Source organism: Bacteroides sp. AN502(2024) (assembly GCF_041227145.1).
GTDB lineage: Bacteria > Bacteroidota > Bacteroidia > Bacteroidales > Bacteroidaceae > Bacteroides.
Genome location: NZ_JBGFSP010000011.1, coordinates 110,608 through 127,911, shown reverse-complemented (window position 1 = coordinate 127,911; position 17,304 = coordinate 110,608). Strand labels below are relative to the sequence as shown.

Annotated in this window: 17 protein-coding genes; 9 read left to right on the top strand and 8 right to left on the bottom strand. The window is 42.2% G+C overall.

The annotated features are described in order from the left end of the window. Positions 1-5: 5 nt before the first annotated feature. The 7 genes from AB9N12_RS18470 to AB9N12_RS18440 form a co-directional block, all read right to left on the bottom strand. Entirely contained in the window at positions 6-1,760 is a 1,755-nt protein-coding gene (locus tag AB9N12_RS18470) for a thiamine pyrophosphate-binding protein (RefSeq protein WP_369893562.1), read from the bottom strand. Positions 1,761-1,883: 123 nt separating this feature from the next. Beyond that, entirely contained in the window at positions 1,884-2,396 is a 513-nt protein-coding gene (locus tag AB9N12_RS18465; protein WP_369893577.1) for an SDR family NAD(P)-dependent oxidoreductase, read from the bottom strand. Positions 2,397-2,398: 2 nt separating this feature from the next. Beyond that, positions 2,399-2,752: an SDR family NAD(P)-dependent oxidoreductase gene (locus tag AB9N12_RS18460; RefSeq protein WP_369893561.1), complete on the bottom strand. Its 354-nt coding sequence runs from the start codon at positions 2,750-2,752 to the stop codon at positions 2,399-2,401. A 5-nt stretch (positions 2,753-2,757) separates the two neighbouring features. Then, positions 2,758-4,302: a lipopolysaccharide biosynthesis protein gene (locus AB9N12_RS18455; protein ID WP_369893560.1), complete on the bottom strand. Its 1,545-nt coding sequence runs from the start codon at positions 4,300-4,302 to the stop codon at positions 2,758-2,760. A 426-nt stretch (positions 4,303-4,728) separates the two neighbouring features. Continuing rightward, complete coding sequence (locus AB9N12_RS18450; protein WP_369893559.1) at positions 4,729-5,325, bottom strand: UpxY family transcription antiterminator; 597 nt, start codon at positions 5,323-5,325, stop codon at positions 4,729-4,731. 356 nt (positions 5,326-5,681) lie between these two features. Next, on the bottom strand, positions 5,682-6,629 hold the full coding sequence (locus tag AB9N12_RS18445; protein ID WP_369893558.1) for a tyrosine-type DNA invertase cluster 3b: 948 nt from the start codon (positions 6,627-6,629) through the stop codon (positions 5,682-5,684). Positions 6,630-6,742: 113 nt separating this feature from the next. Beyond that, on the bottom strand, positions 6,743-7,714 hold the full coding sequence (locus AB9N12_RS18440) for a type I phosphomannose isomerase catalytic subunit (protein ID WP_369893557.1): 972 nt from the start codon (positions 7,712-7,714) through the stop codon (positions 6,743-6,745). A 259-nt stretch (positions 7,715-7,973) separates the two neighbouring features. On the opposite strand from AB9N12_RS18440, the gene AB9N12_RS18435 reads away from it, so the two are divergent. The 9 genes from AB9N12_RS18435 (at position 7,974) to AB9N12_RS18395 (ending at position 16,861) form a co-directional block, all read left to right on the top strand. Next, positions 7,974-9,071 (top strand): aldose epimerase family protein, encoded by a 1,098-nt coding sequence (locus tag AB9N12_RS18435; protein ID WP_369893556.1) that lies wholly within the window; start codon positions 7,974-7,976, stop codon positions 9,069-9,071. A 50-nt stretch (positions 9,072-9,121) separates the two neighbouring features. Then, complete coding sequence (locus AB9N12_RS18430; protein ID WP_369893555.1) at positions 9,122-10,399, top strand: MFS transporter; 1,278 nt, start codon at positions 9,122-9,124, stop codon at positions 10,397-10,399. Positions 10,400-10,438: 39 nt separating this feature from the next. Continuing rightward, the gene (gene galK, locus AB9N12_RS18425; RefSeq protein WP_369893554.1) at positions 10,439-11,593 is read left to right on the top strand and encodes a galactokinase; all 1,155 of its coding nucleotides are present in this window, start codon (positions 10,439-10,441) and stop codon (positions 11,591-11,593) included. A gap of 289 nt (positions 11,594-11,882) precedes the next feature. Continuing rightward, positions 11,883-12,584: an iron-sulfur cluster assembly scaffold protein gene (locus tag AB9N12_RS18420; protein WP_369893553.1), complete on the top strand. Its 702-nt coding sequence runs from the start codon at positions 11,883-11,885 to the stop codon at positions 12,582-12,584. 19 nt (positions 12,585-12,603) lie between these two features. Beyond that, positions 12,604-13,614: a GGGtGRT protein gene (locus AB9N12_RS18415; protein WP_369893552.1), complete on the top strand. Its 1,011-nt coding sequence runs from the start codon at positions 12,604-12,606 to the stop codon at positions 13,612-13,614. A gap of 410 nt (positions 13,615-14,024) precedes the next feature. Then, entirely contained in the window at positions 14,025-14,261 is a 237-nt protein-coding gene (locus AB9N12_RS18410; protein ID WP_369893551.1) for an XRE family transcriptional regulator, read from the top strand. A 109-nt stretch (positions 14,262-14,370) separates the two neighbouring features. Beyond that, the gene (locus AB9N12_RS18405; RefSeq protein ID WP_369893550.1) at positions 14,371-15,354 is read left to right on the top strand and encodes a hypothetical protein; all 984 of its coding nucleotides are present in this window, start codon (positions 14,371-14,373) and stop codon (positions 15,352-15,354) included. Between the two features lie 22 nt (positions 15,355-15,376). After that, the gene (locus tag AB9N12_RS18400; protein WP_369893549.1) at positions 15,377-16,177 is read left to right on the top strand and encodes an outer membrane beta-barrel protein; all 801 of its coding nucleotides are present in this window, start codon (positions 15,377-15,379) and stop codon (positions 16,175-16,177) included. Positions 16,178-16,192: 15 nt separating this feature from the next. Continuing rightward, positions 16,193-16,861, top strand: coding sequence for a hypothetical protein (locus AB9N12_RS18395; RefSeq protein WP_369893548.1), 669 nt, complete (start codon positions 16,193-16,195; stop codon positions 16,859-16,861). Positions 16,862-17,021: 160 nt separating this feature from the next. Here the strand turns inward: AB9N12_RS18395 and AB9N12_RS18390 are convergent, their stop codons facing one another. Further along, positions 17,022-17,273, bottom strand: a complete 252-nt coding sequence (locus tag AB9N12_RS18390) for a transposase (RefSeq protein ID WP_369893547.1) — start codon at positions 17,271-17,273, stop codon at positions 17,022-17,024. Positions 17,274-17,304 lie beyond the last annotated feature (31 nt).

The following is a 17,304-nucleotide window of genomic DNA, read 5'->3' as shown; positions in this document are numbered from 1 at the left end:
TAATATTATTCCCCTAAAATATTCTTGATTGTTTGCACAGCCCCCTCACCAAATACATCCTTCACGATGCCTTTCATCTTTCGTTTCAGTACAGTCTTCGCGTCAACCATGAAATTTGAGATCAGCTCGAGAGCCTTATATTCCTCTGCACTGTCGACAAACACTTCGAAAAGTATCGGACGATTGGTAACAGAGGGGTGGAGCCAGCGTTCTACCGCCGTAAGATATTCTTCCTTGGTAGAGGCTGCAAGGTATTCATAGCCCAGGTCCTCAGCATAGTGCCGCACAAGGTCTGCCGATTTATTGCCGTAGTGTCCGGCCGCCGCCATATAAGGTTCAGCGTCTTTGCCAAATGCGCTGCATGGATGACCGTAGTTGCGGAACTCACCTCCCTTGCCATTGTTGACGAGCATGATACGGATATTGTTACCCACATGTCTGTTGCCCACCACGTTCATGTCGTAGAAAAATGCAAGGTCACCAAACACACCGAAATATAACTTTTCGGGATGTGCAAGTGAAGATCCTATGAGCGATGACACATCACCATCGATACCAAAGCCTCCCACATTGGAATAACCTTCCACGCCTTCTGGCATGGGAAAAAAATTCCAAGAGCGTAACGTGTTGAGGATGCCGAGATGGAGTACGGAGCAAACTGGCAGTCGATGCATGGTGTGCTGTGCCGCCCAAATATTGCCAAAAGGCAGTTCCGGAATCCGGCTACGCACGACAGCGTCCTCCTCGCGACAAGCGTCAAGGTAGGCATGGCGGCTTTGCCCCTCCTTGGCATAGTGCCTGAAGAAATCAGCCTCGGGCATTTCAAACACTTTGGTCAACCTGCGCATGGGATCACGCAACTCGCCATCGAGGTTCACACGCCACACTTCATTGCTCCGCACCCCCATGCCTGAATAGTCACCGCTTACTTCACCGATATGTATAAGCAAATTTACTTTACGGTTGGATGATTCATATTGGTGTTGTGTGGCCACAAGTGAAAATACCACCTTGTAACGGCCATAATATCCGCTGGTATTGTCGCAGAACACCACGGCATCATGCGTGGCACAGAAGTCATCTATCGCTTGGGTCTGCCCTTCGGTAAAACGAAGGTGGGAACCGACCGTGACGGCTATCTTTCCTTCCGGCAACTGCGGCATTTTGTCATTAGGGGTATATCTGCGTATACAACGGACGACAGGAAGTTCCTTCACGGAAAAGTTCCGGCTGTACGTCGTAAACAGGTTTATATGCACGGGACCTCCGCCATGACGTGTAAGAGCCAGCAGGGCATTGTTCACATTGATGGTGCAAAGTTGCTCATCATTGTCGTCTCGGACAAGAGGAGCCTCCACACTCAAGGTCACAATGTCGTTTGGTAACTGCCGGCGGTCTATATTCTGCGCAATCAGCTGACCTATGCGGTAGTTGCCTTGGTGTGATGTCAGGGCAAGGACAGGCAGTTTGCGGTAATAAGCCTCCGTAAGCCCGCTATAGTAGTTGCGCGAAGCGGTTGCCCCAGTGCATGTAAGCACCACGGTCTCACCGCTTTCTGCAGCCAGGCCGCAGGCAATATAGGCAGCACTGCGCTCATCCACCGAACTGTAAATCTCAAAGTATGGGTCTTGCTGCACACTGCCGACAAACGTAATATTGGTAGTACCGGGCGAGGCTACAATCTTACGTATACCATGCGCTTTGAGCAAAGAAATGACAATCTGCACATTGCGCTCATCGGTATAATACTTTTGTTCCATGTATTGTTGAATGTAATATTTATAGACCTGTAAGTCTGTGAAACCTATCGGGAATAATTTTTAATGTGGCACCTGCGTCAAACAGGGAAACAGTTACGGTAACAGTCTGCTATATTGTAAGAATCAGTTAAAGTCGTAATCCATATCTTCATTTGTACAGTTTCCCGCCCCTCCGGTCATATAAACAATATCCCCCACAATCATTCGCCCCATGCCACTCACAAGGATAACGGCCATGTTGGCAATTTCTTCCGGCAGCGCAAAGCGGCCCGTCGGGTTGGATGAATGATAGATGTTCTCTTTTACTCCGCCAGTCATCAGCATCGGTGTTGCCGTGGGACCCGGAGCCACACCATTCACCACAATACCGTGGGGCGCAAGCATGCGTGCCATGCCGAGTGTAAGCCCGCGAATTCCCCACTTGCTGATAGTATATGCAGACGTGGCCGGACGCAGACTTGATGAGGAGGCGATATTAAGAATGTTCCCCTTGATATTGTTGGCTTTCATATAGTGTGCAACGGTCTGGGAGAGAAAAAATACGCCACGGAGATTTGTATCAAGCACTGCATCAAAATCCTCTTCTTTGCCTGTGCCGAAATTGCAACCAAGTACACCTGCATTGTTTACAAGGATATCTATCCCCCCCCCGCAACAGCCTCTTTTAGTTTGTCGGCAAAGGTTCCGGTTAGAGTATTATCCATCACAAGACCACGTATCATACCTTTGTTGACTACTTCGTCATTGATGTCTCTGCAAGCCTTATCGATGCGTTCTTGTCTACGACCGGTGATAATCACTTTTGAACCGGCATTGATATAGGCCTTTGCTATCTCATAGCCGATGCCGCTTGTGCCGCCCGTAATGAGGGCGGTGCGACCTTTCAGCAGCTCATTGGGAGCCAGACATGACACTTGAGGATAGACGTTCACAGTGGGCACACCTTTGATTATATAACGTATGCCGCGTTTGATGATACTTTTGACTGACATATATGTTAGATTCTCTTGATTTTATTTTTGTATATGTTCACCACTTTTTGTGTGACAACCTTCTGCTCGTGACTGTCAAAGCCCACATAATAGGTAGCCGCAATGGATGATGCAAGACAGACCATTGTTGAAATGACAAGTCTGGAAAATGATTCATCTGCCATATAAATGACCAATGATGGCAGAATACATGAAACCATCGCTACAAGCAGTATTCGCCCGATTACCCCGCGCACGAAACTCATGACGGGAAACTTCAGCAACCCTTTCATAACATAAAGGCGGACAGCGTCAACTGCCACATATACTCCGCAGAATACGACGTATACAGCTTCCACCGGTGCACCTATTTCAAAAACAAGGTATGTGACGGGGAACACCAGACACCCTACAGTACTTACCAACAACACATAGCGGCGTATGGTGCCTGTGGCCATGCATGCAGTATAACCGGTATTGCCAAGACGGTCGAGCATTGTGGCAATGATGCCAAGACGCACAAAGGCAACAGTGTGTGGAGGCACTTCTTCAAGCCAAAGACCAAGGATATAGTCCGCTTCAAATAACACAGGCAAAGAGATAGCCAAAGTAAGAAAGGCTGAAAATTTTGCTCCACGGTTGACAAGTTTGTACATCTCGTTCATCTGCCTTGCAGCATAACTCTTGGTGATTTGAGGATTGAGAGCCGTTGTAAAGTCATTGACAAATTTTATCATCGCTGCTTCAACCTGCGTTGCTATTCCCCTTGCCGCATTTACAGTTACACCAAAAGACAGGTTAATGAGAATATTAATTCCTTGTGTGTTAAACATATAAACTGCATTAGTGAAAAATCCCCAACCGGCAAATAAAGCCATCTCACGAAGCAGGGTACGGTCATGAACCCTCTGATAACGAGTTTCCGCAAAGTATCGGTTACAATATACCCCATACACAATTCGTATGACTATGGCAACCAAAACAAGAAGCAATGAGTATACTATTAATTTGTCCCATGCAGAAATATAGAGAAAATAGACTATGAATAATTTTAATGCTGCTTCCAAAATGCTGACATAAGCAAAAACGGACATTTTCTCATGAGCTATGATGACAGCATTATATGGGACACTGATCAAATTAATAATAAATGTTGCCAGTGAACATTGCAACACCCAATTGGCTGCATGCAACCGTTCTGCCGGAATGTCAATCTTGTTGTTAAGGAACCAAAAACCGATAGTTTCTCCTAACAAAAAAATGAGTAATGATATGCCTATTTGTATATTAATACTTGTAGAAAAGATGGTTCTCAGTCTGTTTACATTGCCATGTCCCAGTTCAAATGTGATAAAACGGCTGATGGAACCAGACAAAGCACCGGATACAACAGAGAACATGGCAACAACACCACCTACCACATTGTATATACCATAATTGTCCACACCCAAGACAGAAAGGATTACACGGCTCGTATATAACGAAATGACCATAACAAGGATGGTACGTATATACAGCAACAGCGTATTTCTCGCAATGCGTTTGTTGTTTGATTGTGTTTCTATGCTCATAGTAAGCACTCAACAGTGTCCACCCTCTTAAAAATCAAGAAGATGAACTTTGAGTATTTTAAAAATTAGCGATTTATAATGTTTATATAGCCATCGACATAGGAACAAACTCTTCATAATTCTCATTTCCGTCCATCAGCAGCCTGATTGTAGTTGCAATATAGTCACGGGCATTGAGGCCTACATTCTTGCAGGGTTTAATCAAGGGGAACATTCAATCAATGCTGCCGGATATTTAAAATCCAACTCATTGACATAAAAGAACGCCTTTGAGTGCTTACATGAGCATAGCTCACCACCCAAATTTCAGGTGAATCTGTTTGGACGATGAAGGTAATCAAATGCTTGCTCATATCAGATTCTTTCAATCTCATCTATGGAAAGTCCGAAAGCCTGTGAGATAAATTTTAACTAAAACATTTGGCTTTAACCACACCGGAAATTCGGCATACGACCATCGTCTAGCAACTCCACATACCCAACCGGCATATCCGCACAAGCACACCCCAGCATATCCAGACGGACAGCGATCTTACTCTTGCCGCCAACCGTGACAAGCTCGCCCACAAGCCCCGTCAAAGGACCTTTGATGACACGGACCTTCTCACCACGTGCCAAGGGAGCACTGTTCATACTGATCGCCTCTTCCGAATAGTCGAGCATAAAACGGAAACGGGCCATCTGATCATCGGGAATTACTGCAGGACTGCTCTCACCGCGCATGACCATATACCGGCTGACTGTAGACAGGGAAAGGACCTCTTTGCGTTCTTTCCCATCCGCATGCACAAAAACCATCATGGGAAGCAACACACATTCGACCACCTTGCGGCGGTCGCTCCATTGATGTACTTCCTGCTGGACCGGTACAAAATTCTCAATCCCCATCTTGCCTAAACGCTCGGCCACTTTCTTCTCATGATGCATGCGAACCAAGGCGACATACCAGCGTTTAGGGTGTGCTACGCCTTCCCCTGTCCCATTTTTAGGCCCAGCACTTAAAGTTTCTTTCGTTAGAATCATACTTTTTTACCCCATACTAGTCCGTTACTTCTTAGGTAACGGATAAGGTACTCATTCACAGGGAAAACAGATGAAAGCAGAAAAACATGGACAGGAGCTACCTACAAGGATGTTTTTCTAACCTAAGCGAAGGGAAAAGCAGCTTTGAAAACAGGGTATAAGAATTTAAGACATGATCAGACAACGGCATCATGTCCGGATAGTTTTTTGTTGCATATTTCAACAAATCTGTAAAAAAATGAAGATTTTACTTGTTTGTTATTTGTATTTTTACATATCTTTGCATCGAATAATTATCCGTTACCTAAGAAGTAACAGACATAATTCGATATTGATTTCTAATACTTTACCGTTAATCATTTACCTGAACGATAGTTCCTGATGTAAGATAAATTCCCCTTATTTACCTCTGTGCGTTCTTTAAGACCGAAGCCTTTCAAATAGATTTGTGTGGTTCTGATAGATTTGTGTCCCAATGATTCACTAATCATTTCGATCGATACTCCCCGATACTTGGCGGTCGTGGCCCAGGAATGGCGGAGGGTGTAAGAAGTGACGGGAGACTTCAGATGTAAGGCTCTGGCCAAGTCTTTCAAACAATTATTGAACTGACGCAGGGCGGACTGGTATTCCCGATAAGCCCGTTCATCCGTCCGTTTCTTGTCACTACTAAGGATGTCAAACAGATAATCCGGAAAATCAGGACGAGAATCCTGACGGCTACGGAGCCGGTTGATCATCTCCTTTGCCGTATCAAGCACTTCCACACTCATCGGAGTCTTGGTCTTGATTCGGTTATACCGCAATACATTCTGATCCAAGGCAGATTTCTCCAGATGGGCCAGATCTGCAAACGACATTCCACAGAACTGGAACATCAGGCAGGCAATCGCCTGTGTTCGACGCAATCGATCCGACTTGGGATCTTCATACAGAAGCTTGTGCAATTCGACAGCGGGCAGGGCTTTCTTCTGGCGGACATCCACTCCCGTATAAACATCGTGGAACAGTCGCGGCACATAAGGCGCAATGCCAGCTTCCACTCCCCGATTGTAAATGCTACGAAGCATACGCATATACGTGGAAATCGTGTTCAGTCTCAAGCCACACCCGTAAAGGTACTGACCATAACGCCGCAAACTTCCACGGCTGACCTGTCCGAACGACACATGGGACGTGCCGCAAAACTTGCTGAAAGAATAAAGGGCATTCTGATAGACATGTGCTGTTGAATAACGACCCTCCTTTCGTAAACGAACGATGTAGTTCTCCCCACACCGGCTAAATCCATTTTTGTTCCTCATTTGCATCATTAATTATTTTATTTATTGTGCTATTGGGCAAGCGGCAAAAAAAAGAAAAATAGGGGCATCCTCCCAAAAAGAATGCCCCTCCATAATTTTATGTTTATCTCGTTTTATACGTATGTTTCCAGCATTTTCACACCTCCTTCTTCAGGAGTGATAATGACATCCTGCGTGGTAGCAGGCAACAGGATAGATTCACCTGCGCTGACAGTCACTTCATTACCTTCATTATCTTTCATCTTACAGGAGCCTTCCATACAGATGAAGATCACGAATGAATCAAGTTCAGAATAGTCGCAACTGATTTCTTCAGTCATGTCATACAGAGAAGTAGTGAAGTAAGTGCAGGCAACCAGTTCTACCGGTTCATCCTTCAACGGTTCGTATTTAGTGCGGTAGTCATCCAAAACCTCATAGTCGATGGCTTCACGGGCTAAATCGGTGTGAAGTTCGCGGGTTTTGCCATTCGCATCTTTACGGTTGAAGTCGTAGATACGGTAAGTTATGTCAGAGGTTTGCTGAATCTCGGCAATGAAAGCACCCGCCCCGATGCTGTGCACACGTCCGGCAGGAAGGAAGAACACATCACCCGGATGGATTTCATATTCCTGCAATACATCGGTAATCGTATTGTTCAACACGCGTTCTTTATATTCCTTCGGGGTAATCTGTTCAGAGAATCCTGAACGCAATTTAGCTCCTTTGTCAGCATCTATCACATACCACATCTCCGTTTTTCCCATCGAATGGTGGCGTTTCTTCGCCAACTCATCCGTCGGGTGTACCTGGATTGACAAATCCTGTTTGGCGTCGATAAACTTAATGAGCAGTGGGAATTTGTTACCGAAACGGGCATAATTTGCTTCTCCAACCAACTCCTCACGATACTTTCTTACCATATCGGTCAAGTTTAAACCTCTATCCGGGCCATTAGCCACCACGGATTCGTTCTCGTCAACGCCGGAAATCTCCCAGCTTTCTCCTACTCCTTTCAAGTCTGAATTCAAATGCTTGAACGGAATAATCTTGTCGCCTCCCCAAAGCGTCTGCTTCAGAATAGGTTCGAATTTTAATGGATACATTTTTGTTTTTCTTGTTATAAACTTAGATTAAATTCGCTCGGATTGTTACAATCCGGCAACAAACATACAAAAAATAGTTTAGTTTTTAAGAAAAGGAGGATGAAAAATCATTTAAGATAGAATCTTTTGTCCTTGTATCCGAAGAAGATGGAATCATAAAGCTAAACTTTCCTAAAGCATCCACTATATTTAGACGGAATAATTTGTGAGAAAGAAAGAATTTCCCTTTATTTGCAGGAAATTTTTAATCATACCAGACATGAATAACACATTCCCAACAGAAGGGAATCTATCAGGGCTCAGCCGGAAAGATTTCCAAAAGGAGATAAATGATAAGAAAACTGATTTATTTATCCTCAAAAACGCAAAGGGAATGGAAGTAGCTGTAACCAATTACGGATGCGCCATTCTTTCTATTATGGTACCGGATAAAAATGGTAAGTATGCCAATGTAATCCTCGGACACGACAGCATCGACCACGTCATCAACAGCCCGGAACCTTTCTTAAGCACTACTATCGGACGCTATGGCAACCGTATCGCGAAAGGAAAATTCACCTTGTTCGGTGAAAAACATGAACTCACCATTAACAACGGTCCTAACTCTCTGCATGGAGGGCCTACCGGTTTCCACGCCCGCGTATGGGACGCTGTCCGGATTGATGAGAGTACAGTGCAATTTAACTATGTCTCTGCTGACGGCGAAGAGGGATTTCCCGGCAATCTGGAAGTAGAAATGACTTACCGCCTGGACAACGAAGTAAATGCACTGAATATCGAATACCGCGCTACCACCGACAAAGCTACAGTCGTTAACTTGACTAACCACGGTTTCTTCAACCTCGCCGGTATTTCCAACCCCACTCCTACCGTTAACAACCACATCGTTACAATCAACGCTGATTTCTATACGCCTATCGACGAAGTTTCTATCCCTACCGGTGAAATCGCTAAAGTAGAGGGTAGTCCGATGGATTTCCGTACTCCGCACACAGTAGGCGAACGTATCGACGAGAAATTCCAGCAATTGATTTTCGGTGCAGGATATGACCACTGCTATGTACTGAACAAGATGGAAAGCGGTTCGCTCGAACTGGCTGCCACTTGCAAGGATCCGGAAAGCGGACGTATCATGGAAGTATATACCACCGAAGCGGGGGTACAACTCTATACGGGCAACTGGCTCAACGGATTTGAAGGTGCACACGGAGCTACATTCCCTGCCAGAAGCGCCATCTGCTTTGAAGCACAGTGCTTCCCGGATACGCCGAACAAAGCACATTTCCCATCGGCTACTTTACTGCCGGGAGATGAATACCAACAGATCACTGTCTATAAATTTACCGTAGAAGAATAAGATTTGAAAAATAACTAACCTAATTTATAAACTAACATTTTTTTTGAACCATGACACAAGTAAAAAAGAGTGGTAATCTCATCGCTATTATCACCATGTGCTTTATTTTTGCGATGATTTCTTTTGTTACTAACATGGCCGCTCCATTCGGTAATATCTGGGGATTCCAATATAGTTGGGCTGCCATGATGGGAAACATGATGAACTTTGCGGCTTACCTGTTTATGGGTATTCCCGCAGGTAAAATGCTTGTCAGATACGGCTATAAGAAAACAGCGTTGAGTGCTTTGGCAGTAGGTGCTGTCGGATTGATAGTACAATATCTTTCCAGTATTTTCGGAGCAGACATCGAGACTTTCACTTATGATGATCAAATCGTTGCCTTGAACCTTATTATTTATCTGTTAGGCGCATTTATCTGCGGTTTCTGTGTATGTATGCTGAATACTGTAGTAAATCCGATGTTGAACCTCTTAGGTGGCGGCGGGAACAAAGGGAACCAGTTGATTCAAATCGGGGGTACCTTGAACTCACTGACCGGAACATTGACTCCGCTATTGGTAGGTGTATTGATCGGACAAGTTACCGCAGAAACAAGCATGAGTAATGTAGCTCCTCTTTTGTTCATCGGTATCGGTATATTCATCCTGTCATTCATCATCATTTCATTTGTCGCCATCCCCGAACCGCAAGCTAACACAGGAAACAAGAAGTTTGAACACAGTCCGTTGGCTTTCCGCCACTGCCTGTTGGGCGTTATTGCCATCTTCTTCTATGTGGGTGTAGAAATCGGTATACCGGCACAGCTAAACTTCTATATCACGAATCTGGGATTCGAAGGTTCTGCAGCCATAGGCGGTACATTGGCTGCCAGCTACTGGTTCTTGATGCTTATCGGCCGTGCTTCCAGCAGTATCATCAGTGGAAAAATTTCAACTACTGCACAAATGACTGCCGTTTCTCTATTTGCCATTATCATGTTGCTGATTGCTATCCTCATGCCTGAAACAGTCACTGTGGAATTCAAGGGAAATGAAATTCCAATGAAATGTTTCCTCATTGCAGTATGCGGACTTTCCACTTCTGTAATGTGGGGTGGCATCTTCAACCTTGCCGTAGAAGGACTGGGCAAGTATACAGCTGCTGCATCCGGCTTATTCATGATGATGGTAGTCGGTGGCGGTATCATGCCATTGATTCAAGACTTCATAGCCAAAGCAACCAACCCGATCACAAGCTACTGGCTGATTATCGCTATGTTGGTCTATATTTTATATTATAGCAAGATCGGTTGCAAAAATGTCAACAAGGATATTCCCGTGGAATAACAATATAATTAATTTATTCACCTTTAAAATATAAATATCATGGATACAGAATATGTAAGAAGTCGATTCATTAAACATTTTGACGGTACTACCGGATTTCTATATGCTTCTCCGGGCCGTATCAACCTAATTGGCGAACACACTGACTACAACGGTGGATTCGTATTTCCGGGCGCGATAGATAAAGGGATGATTGCTGAAATCAAACCTAACGGTACCAACAAAGTTAGAGCTTACTCTATCGACTTGAAGGATTATGTAGAATTCGGTTTGAATGAGGAAGATGCTCCACGCACCAGCTGGGCGAGATATATTTTCGGTGTATGCCGTGAAATGATTAAACGTGGCGTTGAAGTGAAGGGATTCAATACCGCTTTTGCGGGTGATGTGCCTCTGGGTGCAGGGATGTCTTCTTCTGCTGCTTTGGAAAGTACGTATGCTTTCGCATTGAACGAACTGTTCGGTGAAAACAAAATCGATAAATTCGAATTGGCTAAAGTGGGTCAGGCTACAGAACATAACTATTGTGGTGTGAACTGTGGTATTATGGACCAGTTTGCTTCTGTATTCGGTAAAGCCGGCAGCTTGATCCGTCTGGATTGCCGTTCACTGGAGTATCAATATTTCCCATTCCATCCGGAAGGTTATCGTCTGGTTCTGATAGATTCGGTGGTGAAACACGAATTGGCTTCTTCTGCTTACAACAAACGTCGCCAAAGCTGTGAAGCTGCTGTTGCCGCTATCCAGAAAAAACATCCGCACGTAGAATTCCTGCGCGACTGTACGATGGCTATGCTGGAAGAAGCAAAAGCTGATATCAGCGCTGAAGACTATATGCGTGCAGAATATGTAATCGAAGAAATCCAACGTGTACTGGACGTTTGTGACGCATTGGAAAAGGATGATTACGAAACTGTGGGTAAGAAGATGTATGAAACTCATCACGGCATGAGCAAGTTATACGAGGTAAGCTGCGAAGAACTCGACTTCCTGAACGACTGCGCTAAAGAATACGGTGTAACCGGTTCACGCGTAATGGGTGGTGGCTTCGGTGGTTGTACCATCAACCTTGTGAAAGAAGAGTTGTATGACAACTTCGTTGAAAAGACAAAAGATGCTTTCAAAGCTAAATTCGGCAGAAGCCCGAAAGTGTATGACGTAGTAATCGGTGACGGTTCCCGTAGACTGGAATAAGCTATTATTTGAATAACGATAATAAGAAAGACTGTCTGACAAGTTTAGACAGTCTTTTTTTGTTTCCTAATTACAACAAAGCAAAGAATAGATAGTTTCCCCGGCTCTAATCTTTCACAAATGCAATCCCGACTTTACAAACGATGAAAAACGTAAAGCGATTTGTCTCTTTTCACAAAAAAGTAATAAAAGGCAATTTGCAGAAACAAATAAATAGACTACCTTTGTAGACGATTTAGAGAAACGTGACTACGTATTTTTAATTATATTACTAAAAAAAGAGCTAATTATGACTTATTCACACGAAGTGGAACACATGTGTGTTGTAAAGAAGGGTCCTAACCACGGACCGGCTCCCATACCCGAAGAAGGCAAATGGGTAAAATCTAAAGAAATCGTTGATATTTCCGGTTTGACACATGGTATTGGTTGGTGTGCTCCTCAACAGGGTGCTTGTAAACTGACACTGAATGTTAAAGAAGGTATCATTCAGGAAGCTTTGGTTGAAACTATCGGATGTTCCGGTATGACTCACTCTGCTGCTATGGCTGCTGAAATTCTTCCGGGAAAAACGATCCTTGAAGCATTGAACACTGACCTGGTTTGCGATGCTATCAATACAGCTATGCGCGAGCTGTTCCTGCAAATCGTTTACGGACGTACTCAATCTGCTTTCTCTGAAGGAGGATTGATCATCGGTGCAGGTTTGGAAGACTTGGGAAAAGGTCTGCGTAGCCAGGTAGGTACTCTTTATGGTACTTTGGCCAAAGGTCCCCGTTACCTCGAAATGGCAGAAGGGTATATCAAACAGATCTTCTTGGACAAGAACGACGAAATCTGCGGATACGAATTCGTACACATGGGTAAGTTCATGGAGGAAATCAAGAAAGGTACCGATGCTAACGAAGCTTTGAAAAAAGTTACAGGTACTTACGGACGCGTAACAGCAGAACAGGGAGCAGTTAAATCTATTGATCCACGTCACGAATAATATAAGGAGGAAAGAAACTATGATTAGAGAAGTAAAATTCGAAAGCCAAGACCGTCGTATGAAAGGTATCATTAAAGCCTTGAACGCTAACGGCATCAAAGACATCGAAGAAGCTAACGCTATTTGCGAAGCTGCCGGACTTGATCCTTATAAAACATGTGAAGAAACTCAGCCTATCTGTTTTGAAAATGCAAAATGGGCTTATGTAGTAGGTACTGCCATCGCTCTTAAGAAGCACTGCACAAACGCTGCTGATGCTGCTGAAGCTATCGGTATCGGTCTGCAGTCATTCTGTATTCCCGGTTCTGTAGCTGACGACCGTAAGGTGGGTATCGGTCATGGTAACCTGGCTGCTATGCTGCTGCGCGAAGAGACTAAATGTTTCGCTTTTCTGGCAGGTCACGAATCTTTTGCTGCTGCCGAAGGTGCTATCAAAATCGCTGCCAAAGCAGACAAAGTACGTAAAGAACCGTTGCGTTGCATCCTGAACGGTCTTGGAAAAGACGCTGCTCAGATCATCTCTCGTATCAACGGCTTTACTTATGTTCAGACTCAATTCGATTACTTCACAGGTGAACTGAAAGTTGTCCGCGAAATCGCTTACTCTGACGGTCCTCGTGCAAAAGTAAAATGTTATGGTGCTGACGATGTTCGCGAAGGTGTGGCTATCATGTGGAAAGAAGGTGTAGATGTATCTATCACAGGTAACTCTACGAACCCGACTCGTTTCCAACATCCCGTAGCAGGTACTTACAAGAAAGAACGTGTTCTTGCAGGTAAACCTTATTTCTCCGTTGCTTCAGGTGGTGGTACAGGTCGTACTCTTCATCCGGACAACATGGCTGCCGGTCCTGCTTCTTATGGTATGACCGACACGATGGGTCGTATGCACTCAGATGCTCAGTTCGCAGGTTCTTCATCTGTTCCTGCTCACGTAGAAATGATGGGATTCCTGGGTATCGGTAACAACCCGATGGTGGGATGTACAGTGGCTTGTGCGGTTGACGTAGCTACTGCTTTGAGTAAGTAATTTATTACTTTTATATATAAAGAGAGTGCCGTATTGAGCACTCTCTTATTTTTTATAAAAACAAAAACTTTCGGAATAGCGATTCCATTCCTATATTGATTAAAAGATACTTGAGCTTTTAGCTCTCTGAAAACCGCCAATTTGAAGCAAACGAGAATAAGTAACTGAAAGTTTACGTCCTATGGGCGTGAACTATTATGAAGAATGTTACATTTTATCTACACTTTTGTTGTTTACTTATCTACAATAATATTATGCTATCAAGTAACTATAAACATACCTTTGCACAACAATAATATAAAACGATATTACATATTCTTCAATAGAGATAAACAAAGAGAGGAGATAAGAGAGAGAAACTAATGGCATAAATAAAAGAATTATTAAACTCTCGAAGATCACTCGAATGTATGATACATATAGGACAACTGATTGAAATGGAACTTCACCGTCAAGAACGTTCTGTGACCTGGTTTGCAAATAAACTATATTGCGATCGAACAAACGTGTACTCTATATTCAAAAGAAAGAGTATTGACACAGAGTTACTATTACGCATTAGTTATATATTAAATCATAACTTCTTCAGTTACTATTTTTCCGAATTTGAAGAAGAACAAACAATACATCCGAAAATTAGCAACTAACACGTGAATAATATTCTACAGTTCTGTATGTATACTTACAACAACATATTTTTAACCTTATACGTTTTACAAGCTATCTTTGCATTAGAAATAAAACAAAATTATAGATATGCAAAACATTAAATATATCATATCAATAATCTCTTTATTTACAATATGCAGTTACACTTACGCACAACAAGTTGACTACTCTATTGTATCAGTACCCGAAGAATCTGGAATAGATTTTATGAAAATAACGTCGTCCGGTGATTATGTATGCATGCCAGTTGTAAAACGTTCGTCAGGAAAAATAGATTGGCTTTCTAACCATATACTAGATATTTCTGTAGATGGAAAAAATATAGCTTATCTTTCATACAGAAATAATACAACCAACATATTTATTAAAGAATTAAGCAAACAAGGCAGTTCTATCCAGAGAACAAACCGAACAGGGGTATTAGACTTCTCTTATTCTCCAGACGGAAAATATATCTGTTTTTCTGAAACAAGAGGAAATACCAATCAAATATTTCAGACTAATGCGAATAGTGGATACGTTTGCAGGCAAATCACTAATGGAAACCAAGATTACTCTCCCATATATTCCTCAGATATGAAATTGATTTTTTTTGCACGGCAAGAGATGAAAGGAATAAGCATATGGAGCTATAATATTCAAAATAACTTCTTATCTAATTATAGCAATGGAATGAATCCATGTCCGATAAACAAAGAAAGTGCATTTCTTTGTACACGTATCAGTGGAACTGGAAAAAGCGAGATATGGAAAATTAATTATAAAACAGGTGTAGAAGAATGTATTGTCTCTGATCCGCAGCATAGTTTTACTACTCCCACTCTTTCACCAGACGGTCAATGGATTCTATTTGTAGGAGACAGCAGAATCGATGGTGATAACTTCAGCTATCTCAACACAGATATATTTGTATGCAAAGTTGATGGAACAAGATTTTCACAAATTACTTATCACGCAGCGGATGATCTTAGTCCTGTATGGAGTAAAGATGGTAAATATATCTATTTCATCTCCCAACGTGGAGACCAAACAGGAACTGCAAACATTTGGAGAATGAATTTTTCTTATTAATTTACTAAAAGCATAAAAAACAATGAAAACAATGAAACTTTTTCTAGCAGCTAGTTTAATATTGATAACAAACGCTGCGTCAGCACAATTCGCAAATTCTAATACTTCGACTTCCGGAACTATGCCACAAAGTTCATCGCGCAATGTAGACACTAATGGCTGGCAAAGGATTTCTCTTTCATATAATCCCCTAAAAATTACATCTGATAAATCAGATGCTGAAGATATTAATGGAACGGGGATTGCGCTTGAGTATACTAAAGGGTTCAGCATTGCAAAGGAATTTCCAATCTTCTTGGAAATAGGTGTAAATGCCATGTACTCATTTTATAAAGTTGATGAAAATGAGAAAGGGCAAGATTATACACTTATTAATGGCACTAAAGCAGAATTAAAATATACCCATCTGGCACTAAAGGTTCCTGTGAATTTGGCATATAAATTTTCTTTGTCTAATAAGAATATTTCTATCGTTCCTTATGTTGGAATTAATTTTAAAGGGAATCTTCTAGGGAAAGCCAAACATAAACTAGTAGATGATTTGGATGAAGAAACAACAGAAAAGGAATTTTGGCAGGATTACGAAGAGGATTATGCAGAAGATCACGGAATATCTGGTAGAGAAGAAAGTAATTTGTTTGACAAAAAAGAGACTGGAAATAAAGATGCCACATGGAAACGTTTCCAAATGGGTTGGCAATTAGGAGTAGGTCTTTATTATAACCAACTGTACGTAGGGGTAGGATATGGCAAGGATATTACCGAACTGTGTAAGAAAACTAAAATAGGAACAACCTCAATAACATTAGGATATAGTTTCTAACACAAAAAGAAAAACATGAAGACATTTAGATTTTTTACACCTATTGTTATAGTAATATTATGCATGGGGCTAGTCTCCTGCAATGATGATGAAAAAGACGAAGGTGAGGATACATTACAGAGCTTGGTAGGAGAATGGGTACGTGAAAATGATGGCGGTGAAGAAGTATCTGATGGATATATTTTTTATAAGGACGGTACCGGTATAGAATGGGAGATAAAATCCGAAGAGAGATGGGAAATTAAGTGGAGCTATTCCAATAACCAATTGACTATTACCGATGAAGATGGAGATAAATATACTTATCAGGTTAAGTTAAAGAAAGGTGAAATAAAAGATACCATGACTTTAACGGAAAAAGATGGGGAGTATACTCGTACCTATAAGTATTGTAAATATCATGATGTTGCCGATGAATCTAACAACGATAATATTAAGGGAGCATGGTATTCGGAACGTGAAGAAGAAGGTTGGTACTTTGATGGAAAAGGAAATGGCTATTTCTTTGATAAGTATGGTGATACAGAAAATTTTACTTATAAATTAAGTGGAACCAAGCTCACGATAAAGGAAAACGGGGGTACTTATTCCGTGACAGTAAAAATAAGCGGAAATACGCTTAAAATAACAGATGAAGGTGAAAACCTTACTTATACGAAAGTAGATATTAATGATTTTCTATAACAACATACGGGAATTATAAAAAGAAACCCCTTTTTTTGTATTAACCACATTCTTTCTCTGTGATGGAGAGGGGTGTGGTTTTCTATTATTTAGGAGAGTGCCCCACCTGATCAGAATACGAAATCTTTGACGCTGTCCCTAACAACGGCTCAGTAGCAAATTAATGGGGATATGCATATAAGTTAGCAATTCGAAAAAGAAAGAACTTTTTGTCTGCGACTCCTCTTAGATTAGCCCGAAACAGTTTGATTTTAGCATCGAAAGACTCCGCCAGTGCATTTGATGAGCGATTATTGTATAAGTTCAATATTTCATGACTCTTTGTTTCAAGATGTTTCAATTGCTTGAAACACTTTGTTCCAAGGCACAAAAACTTTCCTTTTCCCCATAAAAATTGATTAAGAACTTGCAAAAATAATCAGAATAACAAAGGATTTAGCATA

Bases quoted from the DNA above. Each gene is read 5' to 3' on its own strand.
- AB9N12_RS18470 (WP_369893562.1), bottom strand. From the start codon at position 1,760: ATGGAACAAAAGTATTATACCGATGAGCGCAATGTGCAGATTGTCATT.
- AB9N12_RS18460 (WP_369893561.1), bottom strand. From the start codon at position 2,752: ATGTCAGTCAAAAGTATCATCAAACGCGGCATACGTTATATAATCAAA.
- AB9N12_RS18455 (WP_369893560.1), bottom strand. From the start codon at position 4,302: ATGAGCATAGAAACACAATCAAACAACAAACGCATTGCGAGAAATACG.
- AB9N12_RS18450 (WP_369893559.1), bottom strand. From the start codon at position 5,325: ATGATTCTAACGAAAGAAACTTTAAGTGCTGGGCCTAAAAATGGGACA.
- AB9N12_RS18445 (WP_369893558.1), bottom strand. From the start codon at position 6,629: ATGAGGAACAAAAATGGATTTAGCCGGTGTGGGGAGAACTACATCGTT.
- AB9N12_RS18440 (WP_369893557.1), bottom strand. From the start codon at position 7,714: ATGTATCCATTAAAATTCGAACCTATTCTGAAGCAGACGCTTTGGGGA.
- AB9N12_RS18435 (WP_369893556.1), top strand. From the start codon at position 7,974: ATGAATAACACATTCCCAACAGAAGGGAATCTATCAGGGCTCAGCCGG.
- AB9N12_RS18430 (WP_369893555.1), top strand. From the start codon at position 9,122: ATGACACAAGTAAAAAAGAGTGGTAATCTCATCGCTATTATCACCATG.
- galK (WP_369893554.1), top strand. From the start codon at position 10,439: ATGGATACAGAATATGTAAGAAGTCGATTCATTAAACATTTTGACGGT.
- AB9N12_RS18420 (WP_369893553.1), top strand. From the start codon at position 11,883: ATGACTTATTCACACGAAGTGGAACACATGTGTGTTGTAAAGAAGGGT.
- AB9N12_RS18415 (WP_369893552.1), top strand. From the start codon at position 12,604: ATGATTAGAGAAGTAAAATTCGAAAGCCAAGACCGTCGTATGAAAGGT.
- AB9N12_RS18410 (WP_369893551.1), top strand. From the start codon at position 14,025: ATGATACATATAGGACAACTGATTGAAATGGAACTTCACCGTCAAGAA.
- AB9N12_RS18405 (WP_369893550.1), top strand. From the start codon at position 14,371: ATGCAAAACATTAAATATATCATATCAATAATCTCTTTATTTACAATA.
- AB9N12_RS18400 (WP_369893549.1), top strand. From the start codon at position 15,377: ATGAAAACAATGAAACTTTTTCTAGCAGCTAGTTTAATATTGATAACA.
- AB9N12_RS18395 (WP_369893548.1), top strand. From the start codon at position 16,193: ATGAAGACATTTAGATTTTTTACACCTATTGTTATAGTAATATTATGC.